Raw genomic sequence first — 24,580 nt, 5'->3', positions numbered from 1 at the left:
CGGCGGCTCGTTATGCGGGTCGGTCCTGCGCCCGGGGGAGGCCGCACCGTGGACGGTGAGGATGGGGCCGCTACTTCACGTCGGCATGCCCGTGCAGCGATAGGTGGGACCACATGACGCAGGACGCAGCATCCCCGAAGGTGACGGACTCCCCGTCCTACCCGATGGAGCGCGTCTCCCCGATCGATCCGCCTCCACCGCTCGCCCTCCTGCGGTCAGGCCCGGCCGCGAGCCGCATCACGATGTGGGACGGCGGCCAGGTATGGCTGGTGACGGCGCACCAGCACGCGCGCGCGGTCCTGGCGGACCGCCGGTTCACCGCGGTGACCAGCGCCCCCGGCTTTCCCATGATGACGACCACCTCGGTCCTCGTCCGCGACAAGCCGCACACCGCCTCCTTCATCCGCATGGACGACCCCGACCACTCGCGGCTGCGGTCGATGCTCACCCGGGACTTCCTGCACGCCAGAGCCGAGGCGATGCGGCCGCTGCTGCGCGAGCACCTCGACGAGATGCTGGGCGAACTCGTCAAGGGCGAGCGCCCCGTGGACCTGGTGCGCGGGCTGACCATCCCGGTGCCCTCACGCGTGATCGCCCTGCTGTTCGGTGTCTCCGACGAGCAGCGCGAACTGATCGAGAACCGCGCGGGCATCCTCATCGACCGCGGCTACCGGCCCGAACAGGTGGCCGCGGCCCGCGACGAACTGGACGGCCTGCTGCGCGATGTCGTCGAGGAACGCCTGGCGATGCCGGAACCGGGCGACGACCTGCTCGGCCGACTGGTCGTCGACCAGGTACGCAAGGGCCGGCTCACCGTCGAGGAGATGGTCCCGATGTGCCGGCTGCTGCTGGTCGCGGGCCACGGGACGACGACCAGCCAGGCGAGTCTGAGCCTGCTGAGCCTGGTCACCGACCAGGCCCTGGCGGACACGCTGGCCAAGGAACCGGAGCTGCTTCCCAAGGCGGTGGAGGAACTGCTGCGCTACCACTCCATCGTGCAGAACGGCCTCGCACGCGCGGCGCTCGAGGACGTGGAACTCGGCGACGTGACGATCAGGGCCGGTGAGGGTGTGGTCGTGTCGCTGTCCGCGGGCAACCGGGACTCCTCGGTCTTCCCGTCCCCCGACACCCTGGACCCCGGCCGGGACGCCCGCCGTCACCTGGCGTTCGGCCACGGCATCCACCAGTGCCTGGGGCAGTGGCTGGCCAAGGTGGAGCTGGAGGAGATGCTGGCGGCCGTGCTGCGGTGGATGCCAGGTGCCCGGCTGGCCGTTCCCTCCGGCGAACTGGACTTCCGCCACGAGGTGTCCAGCTACGGGCTCGGCGCGCTCCCGGTGACCTGGTGAGCCCCGGCCGGCTGACCGTGTCCGTGGACACGGACGCCTGCTGCGCCATGGGCCGGTGCGCGGCGACCGAACCCGAGGTCTTCGACCAGGACCCGGAGAGCGGCACGGTGGTCCTGCTCCGGGCCGAGCCCCCGCCCGCACTGCACGAGGCGGTCCGGCTCTGCGCCGACCTCTGCCCGTGTTCCGCCATCACCGTCACAGAGGACTGACATCAACGGGCGGCGACAGCCGTCGAGGAGCGATGATGATCGATCTGCCCGGACCCGACGCGACCGCGGACGAGGACGCGCGGTCCCTGCTCGGCGCGGACACCAGTCCCCTCGGGCGGAGTACCGGCTGGGCGGTGGACCTGCTCACCGCCGCCGAGCCTCCCCGGGAAGAGGATTTCGCCGCGCACTTCGTGCCCGTCTTCCTCGCCCGGCACCCGCAGGGCTTCGCCGCCACCGTCGAACAGTGGCGCGGCCTCGGCCCGTTCACCGTCGCCGACTACCAAGCGGTGGCCCACAAGTCCTGGGTGACCCTGGAGACCCCCTCGGGGGTCCGCTCCACTCTGTCCCTCACACTCGACTCGTCCGGCCTGATCCGGGTACTGCACCTGGGACCGGAGGTGGTGACACCGCCCGTGCGGGACTGGGACGACCTGGCGCGCGCGATGGAACAGCCAGGGGTCACCTGGTCGGCTCTCGTGACCCGCACGGCAGGAGAGCGGACCAGCACGCTGTACACCAAGGACGCCGACCGGCCCATGCCCAACGGCTCCTCGTACAAGCTGTATCTGATGCGCGCACTCGCCGAGGCGGTCACCGCCGGCACCGTCCGGTGGGACGACGAGGTGACCGTGACACCCGCCCTTCGCAGCCTGCCCACCGGCGACATGCAGGAACTCCCCGACGGTACCCGGGTCCCGGTGCGCGAGACCGCGTACAAGATGATCGCGATGAGCGACAACACGGCCGCCGACCTGATCCAGGACCTGCTCGGACGGGATGCTGTGGAACAGGCCGTCGCGGCCGGTGGACACGCCCAACCCGCTCTCTTGCGACCCTTTCTGACGAGTCATGAGATCTTCGAGATCGGCTGGGGCGACCCGCGGCTCCGCGCCGCCTGGGTGGACGCCGACGAGGCGGGCCGCAGGGAACTCCTGGACACGGTCGCGGGCCCGCTGACCGTACGGGGGTCGGACCTCGGCCCCACCGTCCACCGGCTCGGCCTGGACTGGCACATGAGCGCCTGGGACGTCCAACGGGTGCTGACCCTCCTCGCGGAGGACGGTGTACAGGACGCGAGCGGGGTCGTCGAGGAGATCCTGACGGCCTATCCGGGCGTACCCGTCGACCAGGCGCACTGGCCCCGCGTCGTGTTCAAGGGCGGTTCCTGCCCCGGGGTGATGATGTTCTGCTGGCTGCTCGAGGACCCCGACGGCGTGCGGTACACCGTGGTGCTCCAGCAGTGCGCCGACGAGCAGAAACTCATCGGGGACGGGCAGTTCCTCAGGGGGATGGGCGCCCGCGTCATCGAGTCCGGACTGCTCTCCGGTCACGCGCGATGACCGCCCGGGACCGCTCCCTGGCGGTGCTCGTCGCCGTGCTGTGGGGACTCAACTTCCTCGCTGTCCGCGTCGGTCTCGACCACTTCCCGCCCTTCTTCCTGGCGGCGCTGCGCTATCTGGTGCTCGCGGTACCGGTGGTCCTGTTCGTGCCACGCCCCGAGGTCCCGGTGCGCTGGCTGCTCGGGTACGGACTCGGCTTCGGTGTCGCCCAGTTCGGCCTGCTTTTCCTCGCCATCGACCAGGGCATGCCCTCAGGACTGGCGTCCGTGGTCGTGCAGGCCTCGGCGCCGTTCACCGTGCTGCTGGGGGCGCTGCTGCTCCGCGAGCGGGTCACCGGACGTCAACTGGCGGGCATCGGGATCGCGGTGCTCGGCATGGCCGTGATCGCGGTGGACCGGGCGCGCACGGCACCGCTCCTGCCGCTCACCCTGACCGTGCTGGCGGCGGTCGGCTGGGCCGTCGGCAATCTGGCGAGCCGGCAGGCCAAGCCCCGGTACCCGCTCCGCTTCGCCCTGTGGATGGCCGTGGTACCGCCGGTCCCGCTGCTCGCGCTGTCCGCCGTCAAGGAGGGCCCCGCCACGGGATGGCGCGCACTCGCAGAGTCCTTCGGCCCCGACGGCTGGCCCGGCCTGGTCGCTCTCGTCTACATCGCGCTGCTCGGCAGCGTCGTCGGCTCCGGCATCTGGACCGCCCTGCTCAAGCGCTACCCGGCGGGAGTGGTGGCGCCGTTCTCGATGCTGGTGCCGGTCGTCGGGATCGCGGGCGCCTGGCTGGCCCTCGACGAGACACCCACCGGATGGGCGCTCGCCGGCGCCGCCGCGGTGGTCGCGGGGGTGCTGCTCGGTACGGGATGGCTCCCCGCCTTCCTACGGCGGGGGACGGACCCGGCGGCAGCCCCCCGTACCCCTGAGGGGAGCGGGGGGCTGCCGCCCGGCGGTCAGGCCGCGGGGTCCACGGGAGCCTCCCAGGGAACCCAGCGCTCCTGAGGGGCGAAGCCCATCGCCTCGTTGAGGGCGATCATCGGCCGGTTGTCGTCCGCGTTGGCCGTCTCGATCAGCCGCACCCTCGGTTCGTACTCCAGGACGTGGGCGAGGTTGGCGAGCTTCAGCAGAAGCCCCAGGTGGTGGCCCCGGTGCGCGGGGGCCACCACGGTCATGCCCTGGAGAGCGTGCTCAGGGTTGCCCGTCGTCTTCGAGACACTGGTGAAGCCGGCCAGTTCGCCGGAATTCTCGTGGACGGCGCCCACGTGATAGGCGCGCCTGCCACGGCCCACCCGCATCCGCTCGAAGCGCCGCACATGGCTCGCGTGGACCGCTTCGGGCCCCTGGTCCCAGGTCTCCGGGCGGCTCTCGCCGAGCGACTGGCCCAGCTCGGACACCGCGATCGCGAAACCGTCCGGAGTGATCGTCCCCCACCGCTCGAGCCGGTATCCGGCGGGGACCGAGGGTATGCCACCGGCCAGCGGGTCGTGCCGGTCCAGATCGAGCCACTGGTGGATCCCCTGCGGCCCGCCGGCGGGCGCCGCGCCCACGGCCGCCGCGAACGCCGCTGGACCCTCGTCCCGGACAGGTCCGCCCGGCAGCGCCTGGACCAGATCGGCCACCAGCAGACCGCGCCCGTGCTGCCCGGCCAGGTGTCGTGCCCGCCGGAACAGCGCGGTGCCGATGCCCTGACGGCGCAGCTTCGGAACCGTCAGCAACTGGTCGACGACGGCGACCGGTGCCCCGTCCGGGAGCACGAGCCGCAGCGCGCCGACGGCTTCCCCGTCCAGGAAGGCGACCTCGTCCACCAGGACGGTGTCCGGCGGTGCGAAGCGAACCGAGCCCGCGAGGTCGGCCTCGCAGGGCGGTGCGGAGGACAGCGGCACGTACTCGGCACTGTCCACGGTGAGCCGGAGCCAGGCGCCGAGCGTGCCCGGGTCGCCCGCGTCCAGCGGGACGAAACGGAGGTCCGCTGCTGTGCTGTTCATTCGGTGTCGTTCTCCCGGTCGCTGAGGGTGTCGGTGACGCCCATGGCCTGGATGTCGTACAGGCCGAAGGCGGGGTGTACGTAGACGCCGGTGGTCCGGGGACCCCGGTAGTGCAGGGTCTTGTCGTGGACCAGCGGAAGGATGACCGCGTGGTCCATGACCCGGCGCTCGACCTCGCGCCACAGCTCCGTGCGGGCGGCCGGGTCGGCGGTGTGCAGTCCGGTGTCGATCAGATCGTTGACCTTCGGGTCGTCGAGCTCGGCGATGTTCCAGTTCCCACCGCCGGGGCGGATCAGTCTGCCGTCGACCAGAGGTGCCAGGAATCCGTACTCGGTGGGGAAGTCGGCACCCCAGTCGGTGACGATCATGCCGAGGCCGTGCTTGCGGATCGTCTCCGGTGACCCCGCACCCTGACTGAAGTACGTCGCCACGTCGAGTTCCTTGACGGTGAGCCGGATACCGACCCGTGCGACCGACTCCACGACCGCGTCGGCCACCATCCGGAACTTCCCGCGCTGGGTGCCGATGACGGCGTCGAAGCCGTCGGGCAGTCCGGCGGCCCGCAGCTCGGCGCGCGCGGCGTCGAGGTCGCCGCGCAGGTCCGGACCGGTCGGATACCGGTCCAGCGGCTGATGGGCGGGGAGCCTGGGAGGGAAGAGCGCGGTGGTCAGGTCGCCCCCGGTGACCGGACCGCCGCGGGCCTCCTGGAGCAGGATCTTGTCGGCCGCGTAGTGAACGGCCCGCCGCACGTGCACGTTGTCGAAGGGCGGGATGTGCGGCTGGAGGGAGACGAAGTGCAGGAAGCTCGTCCTCGGGTTGTCGGTGCGCGAGCGCAGCACGGCGTCGGTCGCGAGACGACTCTGGGCGGCGTGCTGAAGGCCCCGGCCCTCCAGGTTGATGTCGAACTCCCCGGCCGTCAGACGCTCGTCCATCTCGTCGAGGCCGAGACCCATCGTGACGTCCACCCGGTCCGGCAACGCGGGCCGCACCGGATCGGTGGCCCGGTCCCAGTGCGGGTTGCGTTCCAGCACGAGCCTGCTGCCCGGCCGGTGCAGAGCGATCCGGTAGGGCCCGGTGCAGCGCGGGTCGTCACCGTAGCCTGCCCCGGTGTCGGAGCGCCGGGGCACCGGGGAGACACAGGGCTGTGCCATCAGATGGTCGAAGTCGGAGAAGGGAGCGCGCAGCCGGAAGACGATCGTGCGCGGATCCGGGGTGGACACCGCCGGCAGCCCGTCCCCGCCGTCCCGGTAGGGCCCGGCGTACGGGCGGCCGGGGTCGTCCAGCAGAGGCACCAGGTAGGTGGGGCCGCCGGGCAGTACGTCCTGGGCGAAGATCCGCTCGACGGCGTACCGCACGTCGGCCGAGGTCACCGGTGTGCCGTCGTCGAACCGGACGCCCTCACGGAGCCGGTAGGTCCATGTGCGGTTGCCGTCGCTCGACTCGCCGGGCGCCTCGGCGAGATCGGGTACCGGGACCAGCCCCGCCGGGCCCGGGTCGGTGGGGTAGGCCATCAGCGTCCGGTTGAGCAGACGCTGGAGCAGCCATACCCAGACGTAGTACGTCCGCGCGGGATCGAGCGAGTCGACGCCGGCGGAGGAGACGAGCCGCAGAGTTCCTCCGCGTCGGCCCGACGGGTTGACGACCGCGCCTACGGCGGCGTTCCATCCGGGACCTTCCTGGAGGTCGTCGACCCCGCTCATCGGCCGTTCTCCTTCCGGTCGTCGTCGGGTCCCCCGGAACGGGGGACCGGGAGCAGGTAGGAGCGCTGCTCACTGGCCTTGCAGCCGCGCGCCAGCTTCGCCGCGACGCTGCCGATCCCCGCGTGCAGGACGGTCGCGCCCTCCTTCGCCGCGGCGTCCAGCACCTCGTAGTAGAGGACGTCGTAGTAGAGCGGCAGCTTGCCCTGGGCCTCGTAGTCGAAGCCGGCCCGGTGGCCGTACCACTGCTCCTCCCCGCGGGCCCGGGACCGGAGCTGCATGCCGAACCCGATGATGGTGCCGCGTTGACGGGCCACCGACACCAGGACGTCGTCGCCCATGATCTCCGCGATTCTGCCGATCATGCGCGCCGAGCCCTCGTCACTGGCCGGATTGCCGTACTTGCGCAGGAGGTTGGCGTCGAGCTGCCCCAGACGCGGGCACAACCGCTGGGTCAGCGGCTCGACACTCACCTCGACGCCCGCCTCCGCGAGTGCCCGGCGCTCCAGACGCACCCTGCGGCGCCGGTGCGCGCTCATCTCGTCGACGAACTGCTCGAATCCGCCGGGCGGAATGTCCAGCCACGCGTAGTGGTCCGACGGGTGATGCCGGTAACCGCGGTCCTCCAGCAGGGTCACCAGGGCGGTGTCGCGCACATCGACATGAGGGAAGCAGACGGTCGCCGCCCCGCGCTCCGCCGCCATCTCCTCGGCCCTGTCCAGCAGCGCCGCGAGATCCTCCCCGGTCGCGTCGGGCGAGGCCAGGGTCCGGGTACGCCCCAGGTGCCGGCCGCCGCACACGAGGGAGGGCAGGAGCCGGTCGGGGTCGCCCCCCGCCACCTCACGCAGTACGTCGGCGGCCTCCGGTACCTCCTGCTCCAGAGCCCGTCCCAGCATGGCGTCCGGACGGGCGAGCAGCCAGGCGACGGAGGTGTCGGCCCAGGCGGTGACCAGCCCGGCGACCGGGGTCCCTTCCCGTTCACGCACCAGGAAGTCCATGGCCGTACCGGAGTTGTGCTCCTGCACGGTGAGCCACCGTGGGGTCTGGAAGAAGTCCTCCGCCCCCAGCAGCGAGTCCCACCCCGCCGCCTCCAGCCCGGCCGCCTCCGCGATCGCCCGTACCCCGTCAGGACCGGTATACGGGCTCACCGGAGGTCTTCCTCGACGACGAAGTCGAGCAACGCGGCTGCCTTGTCGGCGAGTTCCTGGGCCGCGACCCGGTCGGGGCCGTTGCAGTAGGTGAAGCCGACGCATGAGGAGTTGTCCATCCGCTGCAGCAGATGGTCACCCTTCTCGACGTGCAGGAGTACCTGGACGCCCTCCACGGCCGCCGCGGCCTCCAGCCCGTCGATGTGCGACAGGGTCCCTCGCCGCGTCGGGTAGATCATGCGAACGGCGGCCCCGCCGCGGTGGATCACCGGTTCGATCGGCGGGGTGACGCCGATGGCGAGCAGCCAGGCGTCCAGGATCGGGCTGCGGCCGGTGACATCGGTGACCAGCATCGTCATGCAGCTGGACGGGGTACGGGGGTTGGCCTCGATGATGCGCCAGCCGGACTCGGTGCGCCGTACCTCGGTGTGGCAGGGGCCGTGCCGGTAGCCGATCATCTCCAGTGTCGAGCGGACCACCGAGTACAGCTCGTCACGCTCGTCGTCGGACAGGGGCACGGGGAAGGTGTGCCCGCACTCGATGTACGCCGGGTCCCCGAAGAGGTCCTTCGAGGTGACGCCGAAGACATGGGTGTGCCCGTCCACGGTCATCGTCTCCACGCTCACCTCCTCGCCCTCGACGTACTGCTCCAGCAGGACGTCGCCGCTCCGGGGCTGTCCGCGCAGGCTGTGGCGGACGGCCGACAGCTCCTCCCACGCTTCGATCAGCTCGGCCATGTCGTCGACCCTGCGGACCCCGTAACTGATCGCCTCGGCAGGGGGCTTGGCGATCATCGGGAAGCCCAGCCTGCGCGCCGCCTCGTCGAGCTGACCCCGGTGGCCGACCAGCACGTGAGGGATGTTGAACGGCTGGTCGCCCAGTGCGATCCGCAGCTGGTCCTTGATGTTGGCGGTGCGTACGGCCTCGGGGTCGGGACCTGGCAGTCCTAGACGCCGGGCCGCCTGCGCCGCGAGCTCCGTGTGGTAGTCGGAGAACGAGGTGAGCCCGTCCACCAGGGACGTACCGTCCTCGCCGGTGACGACGGAGAGGACGGCGTCGAGGTCGGTGGTGTCGACGTCGATCACCCGGTCCACGATGGCCAGCGGATGGGTGTCCCAGTCGTGTCCGTGGGTGTACCAGGACCGGTCACCCGTCAACAGCCACACCTCGAGGCCGTGCTCCTGCGCCTGACGCAGCCCCAGGACGAACGGGTGGTTCTGCATGTGCTCGACGATCGCGATCCGCTTTCCGGCGAACTGCGCGTAGTCGGCCAGAGGTGTTGTCATCGGACGCCTCCCGTGTGGGTGATGTGCAATCGACCGGTTCGGGTTCCGGGGATTCGGTGAACCGCGTTCCCCGGGTTCAGTTGAACTGCCGGGGGGCCGGCCGTGCCATGCATCGGGAGGCAGGACGCATAGGCGCCGGGCGAGGCGCATAGGAGCGAGTGACCGCAGGGCCGCGGCCGGACCCGGGCCGTCGGGTCCGTCGTGCCGTCGGGTCCGTCGCGCCGTCCGGCCTGTCGTGCCGGACAACTGCCACGACGCGGGCCCCACCGGAGTGCTCCCTCCGGTGGGGCCCGCGTCGTGACCTGGGTACCGAGTGCTTCAGCCCGAGGCGCCGGTCACCGCCTCGGCGCCCGGGGAAGGCGCCTGCCGACGTTCCGGCTTCAGGAGCTGAGGTCCGCCTGGGCAGGCCGGACGCCCCGCCGCAGATCACGGCCGGGCGTCACGTGGCCGGTGCCGACACCCCCGCTCGGGACTCCGGAGGAGAACCCGCCGCCGGCTCAGGCCCCGCCGTCCTCCTCCTGGATGTGGACCGCGGCCTCCTCCGCGGACGCGGCGCCCCCGTCGATGCCCACGTCGCGGCCCAGCACCCTGTTGTTGCGGCGGTTCGCCGGGTCCTCTTCGGCGGCTGCCATCCGGCCGGCGCGCACGTCGCCGGCGTCGTCCTCCTCGGGACCGTTGTCCTCCGGCCCGTCTCCGGCGTCGTCGTCCACGGGCGGAGGCCCGTCCTCGGGCACCTCCTGCGCGAGGCGGCTGTCGAGTGACTCGCCCTCGCGCTGCTCCTCGCCCGTCGTGCCGTACTTCGACACGCCCAGGGGCTTCTCCGGCGGTGAGTACCCCGTGTCCAGGATGTCGTCGAGGTCCGGCTCGTCGATCACGTTCTCCGGGTCGAGGTCGTCCGTGGGCCGGTTGCCACTGTCCGAGCCGTTCGGCTGGTAGACGTCGTCACCGCGTCCTTCTTCCGGCATCGGGGTGCTCCTTCCCTTGAGGTATGCCGTGTCCGCCGGCGCCCGTACGTGGGGGACGCGGCGTCGCCGCTCTCCTGCCCCACGAGCCACGGGCGATGCGGGTTCGAGGCAGACGGCATCAGGGCCCGTCCGGCTGTCCCGGGCGCCGTAAGGGCTGGTCGGGCCCACTACCGCCGGAGGCGGTCGGCTCGGGCAGCCTATGACCGATCCACTGCCGCTGCGACCGGGGAGGCGGCTCGCTGGTGACGGCCTCCCACGCGTGCCCGCACCGACGGCAGGTCTGGAGGCGTGCGGACGGGGCAGACGGCGAACGCCGGGAAAGCCCTGGCCCCGCGCTCAGCCGAGGGCGCAGCCGAACGACGGGAACGCCATGCCGACCGACACACCGGACAGACAGACAGCCTTCGCCGCCGGGCAGGCTTCCGCCGTACCGACGCACCCCGCCCGGAGACTGCCGCGGCCACGGCACCCGTCCGCCGGCGAGCACCACCGCGACGTCCCCGGCAAGCCCGGTGGCATGGGGCGTGCCGCCGGAGTCATAGCCTCGACGGCCGTCTGCCAGGCCGCGCTGATGGTGGGGCTCGGCCTGCTGATCACCGGACCGGCGGCCGGGCACTGGCCCCTGACGGCCGAGGACCGGGTGAACGAAGCGCTGGAGGGTGCCCGGACCGGCACGCTCGACGCGGTGTCCCTCGTCGTGTCCGAGGCGGGCAACACCCTCACCGTCGTCGCCGGGACACTCCTGGCCTGCCTCGCGCTGCTTCTCCTCCCGCGGCTTCCCCGGCGGCGGGACGCGCTCTTCCTGGCGACCGCCGTATCACTCCAGGCCCTGGTCTTCCTGGTGATCACCGAAGCCGTGGACCGCACCAGGCCGGAGGTCGAACGGCTCGACGCCTCACCGCCCACCTCCAGCTACACGTCCGGCCACACCGGCGCGGCGACCGCCCTCTACGCGGGGCTCGCGATCCTGGTCCTGCACCGTGCGAAGGGCCCCTGGCGCAGGCCCGTCGCGGTCCTGCTGATGCTCGTGCCGCTGCTGGTGGGCGTCGCCCGCGCCTACCGCGGCATGCACCATCCGACAGACATCGCCGGAGGCATCCTCAACGGCGGGCTCTCCCTGCTGATCGTCGGCCGTGCCCTGCTGGCCGGCCCCCACGTACCCGGTGGCACTCCGGCCGGCACCGAGGCTCCCGAGGCCGAGCCGGCCCCGGCACCCGGCCCTGCCGTCGTCGTCTACAACCCCACCGTGACGGACGAGAGCGCCCGCGCGGACCTGAGGCGTGTGCTCGACGCGCATGGCCGCACGGGAGCCGAGTTCGTGCCCACCACGGCCGACGACCCGGGGGAGGGGCAGACGCGGCGGGCCGTCGAACAGGGCGCCGCGCTCGTCGTCGTCTGCGGCGGCGACGGTACGGTCCGCGCTGCCGCCGAGGCCCTGGCGGGCACCGGCATCCCGCTCGCGGTGGTGCCCTGCGGCACCGGGAACCTCCTCGCCCGCAACCTCGGACTCCCCGTGAACCCCGAGGACGCCCTGGCCGTGGCGCTGACAGGTACCCCGCACCGCATCGACCTCGGCCGGATCGAAGGCGACGGAATGGATCCCGCGCACTTCACCGTGATGTCCGGCGCGGGCCTGGACGCCGCGATGCTGGAGAGCACCAGCGACCGGGCCAAAGCAGTGCTCGGCTGGCCCGCCTACGTGATGGCGGGTCTGCGGGAGCTACGTGCCCCCCGGATGCGCCTGACCGTCGCCGTCGACGGCGCGCCACCCCTGCGCCGCACCGCCCGGATGGTCCTGCTGGCCAACACCGGCAAGGTCCAGGGCGGAGCCGCCCTGGTGCCGGCGGCGCGGCCCGACGACGGCCTGCTGGACCTCCTGATCCTCGACCCCCGGGGGCCCGGCGGCTGGCTGAGGGCCGTCGCCTCCCTGCTGCGCCGGCAGCCCGAGGGAACGGCGGGCCACTCCGGCAGGGCGCCCGCGGTGGAGTACTTCACCTTCCACCGCGTCGACCTGCGCTTCGACGCCCCGCAGCAACGCGAACTGGACGGTGACTCCGTCGCGCCCGGCCGGCGCCTGAGCGCCGAGGTCAGGCCCGGTGCGCTGACCGTGCTGATGCCCGCGGGAGGAGAGTGACATGGGCACCGCCACCAGGGTCCCGCAGACCCGTGACATGGCCGGCAGCGAACTCTCCGGTGACGAGGCCCTCGTCACCCTGCGCCGCTACGGCCGCTGGCCGCTCCTCCGGGACTCCTTCGTCCGCTTCCGCTACGCCGACGGCTTCAGCCACTCCCGCGCTCTCGCCCTCCAGACGGTGCTCGCCGTGGTGCCGTTGGTCATCGCCTTCGTGGGGCTGTCCTCCGCGCTGCACACGGAGGATCTGGGCCGGGTGGCGGAACTGACCATTCAGCGCATCACGGCGGGACCCAGCGCGGGGGTCGTCGAGGACGCGCTGGACCGCAGCCGCGAGCACGCCGACGACGGCGCCCAGATCGCCCTGTGGTTCGGCCTCGTCTTCTCCCTCACCAACACCACCACGGCGATGTGCCAGATAGAGCGCGGGGCCAACCGGATCTACGGGGTCGAACGCGACCGGGACTTCCATCTGAAGTACCTGCGCGGCCTGGTCATGTCGCTGACCGCGGGCATCCCGCTGGGCATCGGATTCGTCGCGATGGTGGCCGGAGGGGATCTGGTGGCCGCGGTGGTCGACGTGTACGACCTGGGTTCCGGGGCACGGTCCGCCTGGGACCTGCTGCGCTGGCCCGCCGGCGTGGTACTCGTGATCCTCTCGGCGAGTGCGATCTTCCGCCGCTCGCCGAGGCGCCGTCAGCCGGGATACACCTGGCTGGCTTTCGGGGCCGCGGTGTATCTCGTCCTCTGGACCACCCTGACCTGGCTGCTGAGCCTCTACCTCGAGGTCAGCGGGTCCTTCGACACGGTCTACGGCCCGCTCACGGCCTTCATGTCCCTGCTGCTGTGGGCCTACCTCACCTCGATCGCCCTCTTCCTCGGCCTCGCCTTCGCCGCGCAGCTGGAGGCGGTCCGGGCCAAGCGCCCCGGCCCCGTACAACCCGACCCAGGAGCCTGAATGTCCGCACGATCCGCTGTTACCGGCCTCCGGCGGAGGAGGAGGGACGCCGACCGCCGATTTGGTGTCCGGCTGTTCGCCTCCGCCGCGGTCTCCGCGGTCGCCGCGGTGCTCTTCGGCCTCCTACTCGTCCTCGTGGAGAGCGGCTGGCAGCCCTTGCGGCGTCTCGACGCGGGCGCGGCACGGTGGCTGAACCGGACCGCGCTCGACCACCCGGCGTGGACGGGCACCCTCCGCTTCCTCTCCGACGTGGTGTGGGACCCGGTGACCCTGCGGGCGGCAGTCGCCCTGCTCACCCTGTGGCTCCTGTACCGGCGGGCGTGGCGGCTGGCAGCGTGGGCGGCCGTCACCGCGGTGGCGGGCGGACTCGTCGGCCTCCTGGCGAAGATGGTGGTCGAGCGCGCGAGGCCTTCCCTCCCGGACCCGGTGGCACATGCCCCCGGCTACTCGTTCCCCTCGGGCCACGCGATGGCGGCGACGACCTCCTTCGCCGTGCTGCTCCTGGTCCTCCTGCCGCTGGTACGCCGGAACCTCCGGCCGCTCTGCTGGGCCGTGGCCGTCCTCTCCGTGCTGGGCGTCGGGTTCACCCGGATCGCGCTGGGGGTCCATTGGTTCAGTGACGTCGTCGGTGGGTGGACGCTCGGGCTCGCCGTGGTGGCCCTGACCGGCTGGTCCTTCGAAGCATGGCGTGCCGACGCCGGGCTGCGCCGCACCGAGATGGCCGAGGGGCTGGAGCCGGAGCTGAGCGGCGAGGACCCGGAAGCCGACGGTGCGATCGCAGACGGAGTGGGGCGCCGGGACGCCTGACGGGAGGGTGCGGTGAATGCGTTCACCCGGAAGGTCCACCCATCGCGCAATGGAACAGGTGTTCTAATGCGGGCCTAGACTTGTCTCCATGTCCCCACATCTCCAGGGTTCGCTCTTCGACCAGGCCGACCGTCCGAGCCTCGGCCCTCTCGCAGGCCTGCGCAGGACCGTCCTGAGCGACGGGGCGTGGATCGATCTGCTGCCGGGCTGGCTCGGCGGGGCCGACGAGCTCTTCGCGGACCTGGCCTCCGGCGTGCCCTGGCGCGCCGAACGCCGGCAGATGTACGACCGGACGGTGGACGTGCCCAGGCTGCTCTCCTTCTACCGCGAGGGCGAGGAGCTGCCGAGTTCCGTTCTCGACGACGCACGGGAGGCGCTCTCCTCCCACTACGCCGATGAGTTGGGTGAACCCTTCACCACCGCTGGTCTGTGCTACTACCGCGACGGACGTGACAGCGTCGCCTGGCACGGCGACCTGACCGGGCGCGGTTCTCGTGAGGACACGATGGTCGCGATCCTCTCCCTCGGTGCCCCGCGCGATCTGCTCCTGCGCCCTTGCCGGGGTGGCGAAACGGTGCGCCGGCCGCTGGGCCACGGCGACCTGATCGTCATGGGCGGTTCCTGTCAGCGCACCTGGCAGCATGCCGTACCCAAGACCGCGCAGGCCCGAGGGCCGCGCATCAGCGTCCAGTACCGGCCCAGCGGGGTGCGCTGAAGCCGCCCCTGTGGGCCGCGTGCGGATCGAGGGGGTGATGCGTGCGCCCGTCCCATGGACCTGCCGGGCCCGTCCGCCCGCACACGGTAGGGGCGGCCCCGGGGCACGTGTCACACCTGCCCCGGGGCCGAAGAGACCCGCACGACGCTCAGGCGTCCGAATCTCCCGGCCGGGCCGTCAGCGCCGCCTCTGTCTCTCCGAGTTCGATGCGCCGGCCTCGCAGCTCGACCTGGTCGTCGGTCCGGCCGAGGTGGACCACCTCACCCTCCCGCGTCCAGTGCGCCAGGTCCCCGGTGCGGTACATCCGCGTCCCCGGCGGGCCGAAGGGATCGGCTACGAAGCGCGACGAGGTCAGACCCAAACGGCTCGCATACCGGTCCGCGAGCTGGCGGCCGGCCAGGTACAGCTCGCCCGGGACGCCTGGCGGGCAGGGCTGCAGCGCCGCGTCGAGCACATACAGCCGGGTGTTCCAGACCGGCCGGCCGATCGGCACGGGACCGGAGTCCCCGGCGGCGCAGGCGTGGAAGGTGACATCAACGGCCGCCTCCGTGGGGCCGTACAGATTGTGCAGTTCCGCCTCCGGCAGCAGCCGTCCGAACACCTCGGCCGTCTCCCGGGGCAGCGCCTCACCACTGCAGAAGACCCTGCGAAGGCTTCGGCAGTCCCCGGAATCCGCCCCGGCGAGGAAGACCTGGAGCATCGACGGCACGAAATGGCAGGTGGTGACCGCCTGTTCGCCGATCAGCCGGGCCAGATACGACGGATCCCTGTGGCCGCCGGGCTCGGCGACCACCAGGGTGGCGCCCTGACGCAACGGCCAGAAGAACTCCCACACCGACACGTCGAACGACGAAGGAGTCTTCTGGAGCACGACGTCGTCCTCCGTCAGCCCGTACGCGCCCTGCATCCAGCGCAGCCGGTTGTCGATCGCGGCGTGCGACACCACGACACCCTTGGGGCGCCCCGTCGAACCCGAGGTGTAGATCACATACGCCGGGTGCGCCGGGGTGAGCGGCCGCGAGGGGTTCACCCACAGGTACTCCGACAGGTCGAGGTCCTCCAGGACGACCAGAGGCGTCCCGGCGTCCTCGGGCAGCCGCCCCGCCCGGTCGGTGACCGCGCAGACCGGCTCCGCGTCCCCCAGCATGTAGGTGAGCCGCTGCTCCGGATAGTCAGGGTCCAGCGGCAGATAGGCGGCCCCGGCCTTGAGCACCGCGAGCAGGGACACCACGAGTTCCACCGAGCGCGGCACCGACACCGCGACCACCCTGCCGGGCCGGGCGCCCAGGCTCTGCAGATGCCGTGCCAGCCGGTTGGCCCGGGTGTTCAGCTGCTCGTACGTCAGCGAGGTCCTGCCGAACACCAGAGCCGTCGCGTCCGGTGTGCGGGCGGCGCGGGACTCGATGGGGCCGATCAGAGTCGTGGGCGGCAGCGCACGTCGGGTGTCGTTGAAGGTGCGCAGCACCAGTTCGAGTTCGTCATCGGTGGCGACGGAGTTGGCGGCGGCCGGCAGGTCCGGGTCGGTCCGGCTCAGCCTTCGCAGCAGATCGAGGAAGCGTTCCTGGTGGACCGCGAGATCCTCCTCCGTGTACAGCGCGGGATTTCCGTCATGGTCGACGCGCAGGCCTCGGCCGTCCGTCCGGTCGTAGATGTTGACCGTGAGGTCGTCGACGGGGCCGGTCGCGAGGTTCCGGGTCAGTGCGGCCGCACCGGCGAAGTTCACGTCGAAGTCGAAGGGCATGACGTTGACCAGAGGCCCGACCAGCGCCCGGTTCTCGCCCAGGAGACGCAGGTCCCGGCGGATGTCCTCGTAGCGGTAGCGCTGGTGGCGGCGGACCTGACGGATCGTGAGGACCACCTGACGCACCAGCTCCGCGAAGGTGGCTTCGGGCGGGACATCCACCCGAAGGGGAAGAACGTTCCTCACCATGCCGGGCACCCGCAGGTTCGCCGATCCCAGCCGGCCCATCATCGGCATGCCGAGCACCACCTCACGGTGGCCTGTCGCACGCGAGGTGTAGAGGGCCTGGGCGGCGACCAGCACCTCCGGCCAGGTGGCGCGGAGCCGGCCGGCCAGGTCCCGCAGCTCCCCGGTGGCCTCTGGGCCCAGAAGTGTGGTGCGGCGCAGGAAGGTACGCGAGGGCAGCGACCCGCGCCCGCCGAGCCGCGGGACCTCCGGGCGGTCGGCGAAGGCCTCGGCCCAGTGCGCGCGGTCCGCCGCGTGGTCTTCGGAGGCACGGTAGGCCTCGTCCTCGGCCACCAGGTCCTTCAGCGAGCCGAAGGAGCGGGGGCCGGGCTCCCCGCCCCGGGCGAGGGCGGTGTAGACGTCGGCCGTGCGGCGTACCAGCAGGGAGTAGCTGAACCCGTCGACAGCGAGATGGTGGACGCACTGGTACCAGAGCCATCGCTCGTCACCGAGCCGGAACAAGGCGTGGCGGAACAGCGGACCCGTCGCCAGGTCGAAGGGCTCGGCCAGATCCGAGGTCATCCAGTCCTCGGCCCGCGCGGCGGCGTCGGGCGCGTCCCGCAGGTCCCGGGTGGTCAGGGGCAACCGGACGTGGGGGAGTACCCGCTGCCGCGGCCCCTGCGGAGTGTCCTCGACGGTGACGCGCAGCGAGTCCGCCTCCGCGGTCACCCGGCGCAGCGCCTCGGCGAACAGCTCCGGATCGAGGGGACCGTCGATCTCCACGCACTCGGCCGTGTTCAGCGCGGGGCTGAGCGGGTCGAGCGACTGGGCGTACCACATGCCGGACTGGGCGGATGTCAGCGGCAGTACGGCCGGCGCGGATTCCTCGCCGGACAGGGCCTCTGGAGCGCCGGTGCCGGTGAGCAGGACGGTCATGAGACCCGCACCCCCGGCAGGGGCGCCCACGCGTCGAGGGCCGCGTAGTGCGCCTCGGTGCCGTGACGTATCGGTTCAAGGGTGAGCGCCACGGGGTTCAGACCTCCTTCAGCAGCGAGTCGGTGCTGGTGACGACCGCGCAACGGCCGGCCGCCCAGCGCAGCGCCATGTCGTGGTCCTCGCGGGAGAAGTCGGCCACGGCGTCGGCGACGACGAAGGCCTGGATGTCCCGCATCCACGCGTCACAGGCGCTCATGAGCACCCCGATGTGCGCGTAGACACCGGTGATCACCAGTTGGTCCCGGCCCGACTCCCGCAGCAGCGGCTCGAGTTCGGTGCGGACGAACGCGCTGTACTTCCACTTGGTCAGCACGGTGTCGCCATCGGCGGGCGCCACCACCGCGGGAACGGCCAGGGATTCGGGGTCGTCCGCCGCTCCCGGTCCCCAGAAGTCGAGCTGAAGGCCGCGTTCCTCCGCCGTCTGACCACCGCGCTGAACCGAGTAGACGACCGGTGCGCCGAGGCCACGGAACCGGTCGATGACACGGGCGGTGTTGTCGAGCATGCCGGCGAGCGGCTGCTCACCGGCCGGGAACGCGCGGAGGAAGTGTTCCTGCAGGTCGTGCACCAGGAGTACGGCGCGCGCCGGGTCGACCGTCCAGCCGACCCGGTTGGAGGGCAGTTCGGCTTCGGTCGGCAGGGCGTACGGAGCGATGGCGGGAAGAGCCACGGGGATACCTTTCGGGCGGGAGAGGGTGGGGAATCAGGAACGGGCGGGTGCCTGGCCGCCGGACGCGGTGTCCGAGCGCAGTCCCTTCTTGCTGACCTTGCCGATTCCCGTCTGCGGGAAGGCGTCGACGAACTCCACGAGATCGGGGACCTTGTACGCGGCGACGCCCCGTTCCCGGACCAGGCGCTTGATCGCGGCAGGCTTCAGTGGCTCCGCACCGGACCGGAGGATGACGTAGGCCAGGGTGCGCTCCCCGAGGTAGTCGTCGGCGACGCCCACCACCGACACGTCGTGCACCGAGGGATGGCTCAGGATGATGTTCTCGATCTCCTCGGGGGCGATCTTCTCACCACCTCGGTTGATCTGGTCCTTGGCGCGTCCCTCCACCACCAGGTGGCCGGTGGCCGTACGGCGCACGATGTCACCGGTGCGGTAGAACCCTTCCTCGGTGAAGGACCTCTCGTTGTGCTGGGGAGCCCGCCAGTAGCCCCGGATCGTGTAGGGGCCGCGCGTCAGCAGGTGGCCGTAGTCCCCCTGCGGTACGTCCACGTCCTCGTCGTCGACGACCCTGATCTCGTCGTCCTGGGAGATCGGCCGGCCCTGGGTGGTGACGACGGTCTCGTGGTCGTCGTCCAGTCGTGTGTAGTTGACGAGCCCTTCGGCCATGCCGAACACCTGCATCAGACGGCAGCCCAGCGCCGGTTCCAGACGGCGGGCGGCGGCCTCGCTGTACTTGGCTCCACCGACGAGGACGAGGTCCAGGCTGGACAGGTCATGAGCGGTGGCGGGGGCCGCCTCCGACCACAGGATCGCCAGCGGCGGCACCATGCCCGTCATCGTCACGCGTTCGCTCTCCACCAGCCGGAAGGCGGTGGCCGGGTCCGGGGCGGGGCTCAGGACGACGGTCCCGCCGGCGTAGAGGGCTCCCAGCCAGCCGGGCGAGCTCATCGGGAAGTTGTGCGCGGCGGGGAGCACGACCAGGAACCGGGTGTCACCGTCCACACCGCAGATCTCGTTGGATCCGCGCAGCGAGTAGATGTAGTCGTCGTGGGTGCGCGGGATCAGCTTGGGTACGCCGGTGGTGCCGCCCGAAAGCTGCAGAAAGGCGAGATCGCCGGGCTGAGGCGTGTGGCCCGTGTCCACGGGGTCGCACGGAACATCGGACAGGGCGGTGTGCTCGCCCGGTTCACCCACGACGAAGACGTGCTTCAGGGTCGGGGTGCGCTCCTTCACCCGGGAGGCGAGAGCGAGGTGGTCGAAGCCCGCGTGCCGCTCGGGCACCACGTAGGCGACCGCCTCGGTGAACGAGCAGAAGTAGCCGATCTCCGTCTCGCGGTGCGCGGGAAGGGCGTACACCGGAAGCGCGCCGATGCGGAACAGCGCGAAGACCACCTCGATGAACTCGGCGATGTTGGGGAGCTGTACGACGACCCGGTCACCAGGGGCGATGCCCCTGGCCGTGAAGCCGGCGGCCAGCCGGGAGGCGCGCTCGTCCAGCTCCGCGTAGGTCCACGCCCGGCGGGTGCCGGCCGGATCGACCACGGCGACCCGGTCGGGATGCGCGGCGGCCCGCTCGCTCAGCACACCGCCGAACGTCTCCCCCCGCCAGTGCCCCGCGGCGCGGTAGCGCTCGGCGAACTCGGCGGGCCAGGTGGGGGTGTCGGGGTTCAGGAAGGCGGTTGTCACAGGGAGGCTCCCACAGCGCTCAGGAAGGTACGGAACTTGGCCCCGGTCTCGGCCGTCTCGGCCTCCGGGGAGGACTGCGCCACCACACCGGCGCCAGCGAACAGACGCAGGGTGCGCCCCTCCGCCTCGGCGCAGCGGATGGTCACCACCCAGTCGCCGTCACCGTCGGCGCCCTGCCAGCCGATCATGCCGGTGTACGCACCGCGGTCGAACGGCTCCGACTCGGCGATGACCTGGCGGGCCACATCGGTCGGGCTGCCGCACACGGCCGGAGTGGGGTGCAGTGCCGACGCCAGGTCCAGCGCGGTGGAGTCCGGGTCGCGCAGTTCCCCGGTCAGGGTCGAGGACAGGTGCCACATGGCGGCGGTACGGACCAGCGTGGGGCGCTCCGGGACGTCCAGGTGGAGGCAGTGGGGGGCGAGTTGCTCGCGGATCGCGTCGACCACGACCTGGTGCTCGTGGAGGTCCTTGGGCGAGTCCAGGAGCGCCGCGGCCCTGCGGACGTCCTCCGCCAGATCGCTGCTGCGCCGCGCGGACCCAGCCAGCGGATTGGCGACGAGCCGGCTGCCCCGCCGTGACACGAGGAGTTCCGGGCTCGCCCCCAGCAGGGTGCGGTCCGGGCCGCTGGGTACCGCGAAGGTGTAGCCTTCCGGGTCGCGGCGTGCCAGACGGTTCAGCATGGACGCCAGATCCAGCTCACGCCCGGAGGTCAGCTCCAGGGTGCGGGCGAGGACGACCTTGTCGAACTCCCCGGCGCGCATCCGCTCCACGGCGGCGGCGACCGCCTTCGCGTAGCCGTCCGCCGAAGGGACCTCGCGTATCCGCCACTCACCGTCCGCATCGGTCTCGGGTCCCCGCAGGGCGACGAGAGGATCGGCGCGCAGCGGACCGGCCCGTCGGACCGTCACGGGGACGGCGAGCGTCGCCACACCGTCCGGTGCGAAGGGCACGGTACCCATCACGATGGGCGGGGTCCCGTCGTCCTGACGGACCGCCTCCAGCACCTCGCGCACCCTCAGCGTCAGCGGCCGGGAGTCGTGCGGCACCGAGACTCTGGTGCCGGAGCCGAGAAGGGTGTGCCGGGGAGTTGCGAGGAAGCGGTCCGAGCCGGGCCGGTAAGCCTCGAGCAGGGTGGTCGCCGCGCCAGGGGCGCTGTCGTGCGGGGGAGGGGCGGTGGGTGTGCGAGGAGAGGCGGACATGGGTGGTCTCCAGGGGGCGGCTCGGGCGGCGGCAGTGGGGGGTGGGCCGGGTGTCAGGCCCGGAGAGTGGCGCCGCCGTCGACGTACAGGTCGTGCATGGTGATGTGGCGGGCGCGGTCGGACGCGAGGAAGGCGACCGCCTCGGCGATGTCGGAGGGGTCGGCGATCCGGCCGAGCGGGATGCCCGTGCGGTACGTCGCAGGATCGCCTTCGATCACCCGGCGGGCCGAGGCTTCCTCGTCGCCCACGGCCCACATGCCACGCTGCATGTCGGTGAGCGTCGAGCCGGGGGAGACGGTGTTGCACCGCACCCCCTGCGCCGCCACCTCAAGACCGAGGCACTTGGTGAACATCACGGCAGCCGCCTTGGAGGCCGCGTACGCCGCCATGTTCGTACGGGGGACGCCGGCCGCGTTGGACGCGACGGTGACGATGCTTCCCGAACCGCGCCCGGTCATCCGGAGGGAGACGGCGCGTGAGACGTGGAAGACTCCGTGGGTGTTGACGGCGAACGTGGCCGCCCACTCCTCGTCCGTCATCCGGGCGACCGGAGATCCGCTGAGGATTCCGGCCACATTGACGGCTATGTCCAGAGGCCCCAGGGAGTCCTCGGCCTCCGCCACGGCCGCGTCGACGGCCGCTGAATCGGTGACGTCGAGCGTGCGTGCGGTCACCTGGCCGCCGTACGCCCGCTCCAGTGCCGTGATGCCGTCGCAGGCCAGATCGGTGGCCATCACGCGGGCGCCACGGTTGGCCAGGGCGTGCACGACCGCCTCACCTATCCCGCGCCCCGCTCCGGTCACCAGGGCGGTGCGGCCGGCCAGTTCCTGTTCGACGCTCACTTGACCATCGCCTTCCGGATGCCGTCGAGCACCGGGACCGCGGCCTGCGCACCGCCGAGGCTCGTCCACTTGCCTCCGTCGATCGCCGTCGCGTGCTTCTCGCGCACGGCGTCGAGCTGCCGGTACGCGGGCTTCGACGCCAACTGGTCGAGCAGACCGGTGCCTTCGGCGTCGAGGGAGCCGATGAACAGCAAGTCGCCGTCGGGACGGGCGATTCTGCGGGAGGAGGGGGACGAATGAGGCGACATGGCCTGGGATCTCCATTGCATCTGGGCGAGTCCGGTCCCGGCTGATGCGCCCTCACCGCCAGGGCGCGGTCGGGAGAGGGCGTATCCCATGGCCTCGGGGCACAGCTGTGCCCAGGGCCTCGCCAGAACCGGACGAGGTCTCTTAGGTTAGGCTACCCTTACGCTGGCGGTGCTGTGGGGCGGGTGGGCGCGGTCGGTCCGGCTCGCCCTCCCGAAGGGCCTCTCGCCCGCCGAGTTCAGTCGCCTCGGCCGCCGGAGGGCTCCTCCTCCTGCTCATCGCCCTGGTGCTGCTCTCGCTCCTCGTCGGCACGGGAGAGGGCTCCGCGGGGCGGGCCCGGGACTTTCTCCTCGGAGAACCAGGTGCCCGGGCCGGCGCCGTGATCCGGCCTGCCGTCATGGGCGTACGCCTCCCGCGTACGCTCGCGTCCTCGCTCGTGGGCGTCTGCCCGAGGGCTGTCCCGCAGGCGCGGCCGGCTGTCTCCTCCGGGCCGCCACCCGTTGGCCGATACCGGCCTGCTGGGCGCCACCTTCCATGGCTGCACCTCGTGCATCCTGCTCGGCACGCAGTCGACGTTCGACACCCACGGCTACGGGCCGATCGGATCGCTGGCCGGGTGGACTCGCGGCCGAACGCCTCGACAGGCCCTCCGGCGGCCGGCGCCGGTGCTGTCGGCTCGCGGTGGTCCTCACCCACGACACCTCGGTCGTCCTGCTCGACGAGACCACCAACGCCCTCGGCCTCGGCCGCGCCGTGGATGTGCCGGGACCGGTGCGGGACGTCGCCGCGGCCGCGCGGTCGCCCGTTCCGCCGCGCCCGTGTGACGGTCCGAAGCGACCTTACGTGGAGAAAGCCGCTTCCCGCCCGGTGTGGGTCCGGGCGGGAAGCGGCTTGCCGGGATCAGGCGAGGAGCTTGGCCTTGGCCTGGTCGTACTCCTCCTGGCTGAGGTGGCCCTTGTCCTTGAGGTCGGCGAGCTTGGCGAGGTCGGACACATGTCCTTCGCTCTTCCCCGCACCGTCCTCGGGCTGCGCGGCCTTGCGCACGTACGAACGGAAGGCTTCCTCCCGCTCCTCGGCCTCCTTGACGTCGCGCCGCCCCATGCCCTTGCCCCGGGCGATCAGGTAGACGAGTACGCCCACATAGGGGAGCACGATGACGAAGATGACCCAGGCCGCCTTGGCCCAGCCGCTCAGTGAGTGGTCCCTGAAGATGTCCGTGATCACCTTGAACAGCAGGAAGAACCACAGGACCCAGAGGAACACGTACATCATGGTCAGGAAGAGGTTCAGGAGCGGATAGTCGTCCATGGGGCTACTCCGATCGCACGGATTTTCCCCTATTCGTACATCTCCTGATGAAACATCGCATTCCAGGAGTGATGCCGGTCTCCCGCGCTCATGCGGCCAGGGTGTCCAGAAAGCCCGCGAGCTTGCTCCTGGTGCGGTCGATCTGCTGCTCGACCGTCAGTGACTCCTCGAAGCGCCCGCCGGGCGCCGGGGTCTTCTTCCCGCGTACGTACAGCGAGCAGTCGAGGTCGGTGCAGAGGTAGATGCCCACCGAGTTCCCGTCCCGGCCCGCCTGGCCCCGCTTGCGCGCGGTCATCAGCGAGACGCCGCTGCCCGGGTGCGTGGTCAGGCAGACGGAACACATGCTGCGGTGCAGGAATCCACGCTGATGGGACGGGAAGCGCAGCGTGATCCCGATGAGCTCGCCGTGCAGCTCGGTGACGATGTAGCTGCGGTCGGGAGCGGACAGGTCGCGCCACCCCAGGAAATCCAGATCGCCCCAGGGTCGCTCGTCGAGGTCGCGCGGCAACGGCAGGCGCTTCGCCTCCCCCTTGGAACAGTTGACGAACGACGCGCGGATCTCCGGCTCACTGACGGCTCTCATGCTGTCGACGCTAACTCTGCCTATGTGTCCTAGGCAAATAATTATGTCCCCTAGGCCGAGGTGGGAGGCAGGCCGACCCGCAGCACGTGTGCCGGGGGGTGCCCGATTCCGAGGTCCGGACGCCAGGTGGCGAGGATCTGCGCCGACGGGTGGAAGAGCGGGCTCGGGAGGTCGTCGAGCGCGGTCCACCGCCAGGCGCTGATCAGGTGCGGCTCGGTGACCAGCGGGTCGGCGGCGCCCACCCGCACCAGCGCCGCCATGCTGATCCGGTTGATGCCCCCGGCCACGTCGTGCACCATCGCGAACACGTCCACCTCCGCCTCCGGCACCCGGAGCCCGGTCTCCTCGCACAGCTCACGGGCGGCCGCTGCGGCGACCGACTCGTGCGTCGGGTCGACCTTGCCTCCGGGCAGCTCCCAGGTGCCGTCGCGGTGGCGGCCGAGCAGGACCCTGCCCTCCTCGTCCTGGACGATCACGCCCACTCCGAAGGCCGCCTGGGCGAGGGGAGGGCGGGTGTTGCGGGACGGGGTGCCCGCGGCGGAGTCGGTAGTCATCGGTCTCACTGCTTCCGGA

22 protein-coding genes are annotated in these 24,580 nt (G+C 71.6%); 8 read left to right on the top strand and 14 right to left on the bottom strand.

Going from position 1 to position 24,580, the window contains the following annotated elements; all coding sequences use genetic code 11:
* Positions 1–113 precede the first annotated feature (113 nt).
* From ACGFNN_RS23820 to ACGFNN_RS23805, 4 genes are read left to right on the top strand one after another with little or no spacing between them, the layout of a single operon-like run.
* Positions 114–1,346, top strand: a complete 1,233-nt coding sequence (locus tag ACGFNN_RS23820; protein ID WP_393558746.1) for a cytochrome P450 — start codon at positions 114–116, stop codon at positions 1,344–1,346.
* Complete coding sequence (locus tag ACGFNN_RS23815; RefSeq protein WP_393558744.1) at positions 1,343–1,555, top strand: ferredoxin; 213 nt, start codon at positions 1,343–1,345, stop codon at positions 1,553–1,555. The genes ACGFNN_RS23820 and ACGFNN_RS23815 overlap by 4 nt, the downstream gene beginning before the upstream one ends.
* Positions 1,556–1,590: 35 nt before the next feature.
* Positions 1,591–2,895, top strand: a complete 1,305-nt coding sequence (locus ACGFNN_RS23810) for a Cpe/LpqF family protein (protein ID WP_393558742.1) — start codon at positions 1,591–1,593, stop codon at positions 2,893–2,895.
* A complete protein-coding gene (locus ACGFNN_RS23805) occupies positions 2,892–3,881 on the top strand; it encodes an EamA family transporter (protein WP_393558740.1) in 990 nt (329 codons plus the stop codon). Before ACGFNN_RS23810 ends, ACGFNN_RS23805 begins: the two co-directional genes overlap by 4 nt.
* On the opposite strand, the gene ACGFNN_RS23800 is transcribed toward ACGFNN_RS23805, so the two are convergent.
* From ACGFNN_RS23800 to ACGFNN_RS23780, 5 genes are all read right to left on the bottom strand, one after another.
* The gene (locus tag ACGFNN_RS23800) at positions 3,833–4,864 is read right to left on the bottom strand and encodes a GNAT family N-acetyltransferase (RefSeq protein WP_393558738.1); all 1,032 of its coding nucleotides are present in this window, start codon (positions 4,862–4,864) and stop codon (positions 3,833–3,835) included. The genes ACGFNN_RS23805 and ACGFNN_RS23800 overlap by 49 nt on opposite strands.
* Positions 4,861–6,564 (bottom strand): ABC transporter substrate-binding protein, encoded by a 1,704-nt coding sequence (locus tag ACGFNN_RS23795; RefSeq protein ID WP_393558736.1) that lies wholly within the window; start codon positions 6,562–6,564, stop codon positions 4,861–4,863. The genes ACGFNN_RS23800 and ACGFNN_RS23795 overlap by 4 nt, the downstream gene beginning before the upstream one ends.
* Positions 6,561–7,709, bottom strand: a complete 1,149-nt coding sequence (locus ACGFNN_RS23790; RefSeq protein WP_393558734.1) for a GNAT family N-acetyltransferase — start codon at positions 7,707–7,709, stop codon at positions 6,561–6,563. Before ACGFNN_RS23790 ends, ACGFNN_RS23795 begins: the two co-directional genes overlap by 4 nt.
* Positions 7,706–8,995, bottom strand: a complete 1,290-nt coding sequence (locus ACGFNN_RS23785) for an ATP-grasp domain-containing protein (RefSeq protein WP_393558732.1) — start codon at positions 8,993–8,995, stop codon at positions 7,706–7,708. Before ACGFNN_RS23785 ends, ACGFNN_RS23790 begins: the two co-directional genes overlap by 4 nt.
* Positions 8,996–9,492: 497 nt before the next feature.
* Positions 9,493–9,960: a DUF5709 domain-containing protein gene (locus tag ACGFNN_RS23780; protein ID WP_393558731.1), complete on the bottom strand. Its 468-nt coding sequence runs from the start codon at positions 9,958–9,960 to the stop codon at positions 9,493–9,495.
* 370 nt (positions 9,961–10,330) lie between these two features.
* Here ACGFNN_RS23780 and ACGFNN_RS23775 point away from each other — a divergent pair, with 370 nt between their 5' ends.
* From ACGFNN_RS23775 to ACGFNN_RS23760, 4 genes are all read left to right on the top strand, one after another.
* Positions 10,331–12,094: a diacylglycerol kinase family protein gene (locus tag ACGFNN_RS23775; RefSeq protein WP_393558729.1), complete on the top strand. Its 1,764-nt coding sequence runs from the start codon at positions 10,331–10,333 to the stop codon at positions 12,092–12,094.
* Position 12,095: 1 nt separating this feature from the next.
* Positions 12,096–13,049, top strand: coding sequence for a YihY/virulence factor BrkB family protein (locus tag ACGFNN_RS23770; RefSeq protein ID WP_393558727.1), 954 nt, complete (start codon positions 12,096–12,098; stop codon positions 13,047–13,049).
* A complete protein-coding gene (locus ACGFNN_RS23765; protein WP_362548479.1) occupies positions 13,050–13,856 on the top strand; it encodes a phosphatase PAP2 family protein in 807 nt (268 codons plus the stop codon).
* Positions 13,857–13,944: 88 nt separating this feature from the next.
* Positions 13,945–14,571, top strand: a complete 627-nt coding sequence (locus ACGFNN_RS23760) for an alpha-ketoglutarate-dependent dioxygenase AlkB (protein WP_393558725.1) — start codon at positions 13,945–13,947, stop codon at positions 14,569–14,571.
* A 148-nt stretch (positions 14,572–14,719) separates the two neighbouring features.
* Here ACGFNN_RS23760 and ACGFNN_RS23755 read toward each other — a convergent pair whose 3' ends face one another.
* From ACGFNN_RS23755 to ACGFNN_RS23715, 9 genes are all read right to left on the bottom strand, one after another.
* Entirely contained in the window at positions 14,720–17,413 is a 2,694-nt protein-coding gene (locus tag ACGFNN_RS23755) for an amino acid adenylation domain-containing protein (protein WP_393558723.1), read from the bottom strand.
* A 97-nt stretch (positions 17,414–17,510) separates the two neighbouring features.
* Positions 17,511–18,143 carry an isochorismatase family protein gene (locus tag ACGFNN_RS23750; RefSeq protein WP_393558722.1) on the bottom strand — a complete coding sequence of 211 codons (633 nt, stop codon included), beginning with the start codon at positions 18,141–18,143 and terminating at the stop codon, positions 17,511–17,513.
* 33 nt (positions 18,144–18,176) lie between these two features.
* On the bottom strand, positions 18,177–19,829 hold the full coding sequence (locus tag ACGFNN_RS23745; RefSeq protein WP_393558720.1) for a (2,3-dihydroxybenzoyl)adenylate synthase: 1,653 nt from the start codon (positions 19,827–19,829) through the stop codon (positions 18,177–18,179).
* On the bottom strand, positions 19,826–21,028 hold the full coding sequence (locus ACGFNN_RS23740) for an isochorismate synthase (protein WP_393558718.1): 1,203 nt from the start codon (positions 21,026–21,028) through the stop codon (positions 19,826–19,828). The genes ACGFNN_RS23745 and ACGFNN_RS23740 overlap by 4 nt, the downstream gene beginning before the upstream one ends.
* Before the next feature lie 53 nt (positions 21,029–21,081).
* A complete protein-coding gene (locus tag ACGFNN_RS23735; protein WP_393558716.1) occupies positions 21,082–21,870 on the bottom strand; it encodes a 2,3-dihydro-2,3-dihydroxybenzoate dehydrogenase in 789 nt (262 codons plus the stop codon).
* The gene (locus ACGFNN_RS23730; protein ID WP_393558714.1) at positions 21,867–22,118 is read right to left on the bottom strand and encodes a hypothetical protein; all 252 of its coding nucleotides are present in this window, start codon (positions 22,116–22,118) and stop codon (positions 21,867–21,869) included. Before ACGFNN_RS23730 ends, ACGFNN_RS23735 begins: the two co-directional genes overlap by 4 nt.
* 898 nt (positions 22,119–23,016) lie before the next feature.
* On the bottom strand, positions 23,017–23,424 hold the full coding sequence (locus ACGFNN_RS23725; protein WP_362675545.1) for an SHOCT domain-containing protein: 408 nt from the start codon (positions 23,422–23,424) through the stop codon (positions 23,017–23,019).
* Positions 23,425–23,512: 88 nt separating this feature from the next.
* The gene (locus ACGFNN_RS23720) at positions 23,513–24,007 is read right to left on the bottom strand and encodes an FBP domain-containing protein (protein WP_362548455.1); all 495 of its coding nucleotides are present in this window, start codon (positions 24,005–24,007) and stop codon (positions 23,513–23,515) included.
* A 50-nt stretch (positions 24,008–24,057) separates the two neighbouring features.
* A complete protein-coding gene (locus ACGFNN_RS23715; protein WP_393558712.1) occupies positions 24,058–24,561 on the bottom strand; it encodes an NUDIX hydrolase in 504 nt (167 codons plus the stop codon).
* Between the last annotated feature and the right edge of the window lie 19 nt (positions 24,562–24,580).

The organism is Streptomyces sp. NPDC048590 (assembly GCF_043199535.1).
Lineage (GTDB): Bacteria > Actinomycetota > Actinomycetes > Streptomycetales > Streptomycetaceae > Streptomyces.
The sequence above is the reverse complement of the archived record's forward strand: the minus strand, read 5'-3'. Positions and strand labels throughout refer to the sequence as shown.

Excerpts from the sequence above, each read along its gene's own strand:
- ACGFNN_RS23720 (WP_362548455.1), bottom strand. The coding sequence starts at position 24,007 with ATGAGAGCCGTCAGTGAGCCGGAGATCCGCGCGTCGTTCGTCAACTGT.
- ACGFNN_RS23785 (WP_393558732.1), bottom strand. The coding sequence starts at position 8,995 with ATGACAACACCTCTGGCCGACTACGCGCAGTTCGCCGGAAAGCGGATC.
- ACGFNN_RS23795 (WP_393558736.1), bottom strand. The coding sequence starts at position 6,564 with ATGAGCGGGGTCGACGACCTCCAGGAAGGTCCCGGATGGAACGCCGCC.
- ACGFNN_RS23805 (WP_393558740.1), top strand. The coding sequence starts at position 2,892 with ATGACCGCCCGGGACCGCTCCCTGGCGGTGCTCGTCGCCGTGCTGTGG.
- ACGFNN_RS23715 (WP_393558712.1), bottom strand. The coding sequence starts at position 24,561 with ATGACTACCGACTCCGCCGCGGGCACCCCGTCCCGCAACACCCGCCCT.
- ACGFNN_RS23755 (WP_393558723.1), bottom strand. The coding sequence starts at position 17,413 with ATGACCGTCCTGCTCACCGGCACCGGCGCTCCAGAGGCCCTGTCCGGC.
- ACGFNN_RS23740 (WP_393558718.1), bottom strand. The coding sequence starts at position 21,028 with ATGTCCGCCTCTCCTCGCACACCCACCGCCCCTCCCCCGCACGACAGC.
- ACGFNN_RS23820 (WP_393558746.1), top strand. The coding sequence starts at position 114 with ATGACGCAGGACGCAGCATCCCCGAAGGTGACGGACTCCCCGTCCTAC.
- ACGFNN_RS23725 (WP_362675545.1), bottom strand. The coding sequence starts at position 23,424 with ATGGACGACTATCCGCTCCTGAACCTCTTCCTGACCATGATGTACGTG.
- ACGFNN_RS23730 (WP_393558714.1), bottom strand. The coding sequence starts at position 22,118 with ATGTCGCCTCATTCGTCCCCCTCCTCCCGCAGAATCGCCCGTCCCGAC.
- ACGFNN_RS23765 (WP_362548479.1), top strand. The coding sequence starts at position 13,050 with ATGTCCGCACGATCCGCTGTTACCGGCCTCCGGCGGAGGAGGAGGGAC.
- ACGFNN_RS23775 (WP_393558729.1), top strand. The coding sequence starts at position 10,331 with ATGCCGACCGACACACCGGACAGACAGACAGCCTTCGCCGCCGGGCAG.
- ACGFNN_RS23780 (WP_393558731.1), bottom strand. The coding sequence starts at position 9,960 with ATGCCGGAAGAAGGACGCGGTGACGACGTCTACCAGCCGAACGGCTCG.
- ACGFNN_RS23800 (WP_393558738.1), bottom strand. The coding sequence starts at position 4,864 with ATGAACAGCACAGCAGCGGACCTCCGTTTCGTCCCGCTGGACGCGGGC.
- ACGFNN_RS23760 (WP_393558725.1), top strand. The coding sequence starts at position 13,945 with ATGTCCCCACATCTCCAGGGTTCGCTCTTCGACCAGGCCGACCGTCCG.
- ACGFNN_RS23810 (WP_393558742.1), top strand. The coding sequence starts at position 1,591 with ATGATCGATCTGCCCGGACCCGACGCGACCGCGGACGAGGACGCGCGG.
- ACGFNN_RS23770 (WP_393558727.1), top strand. The coding sequence starts at position 12,096 with ATGGGCACCGCCACCAGGGTCCCGCAGACCCGTGACATGGCCGGCAGC.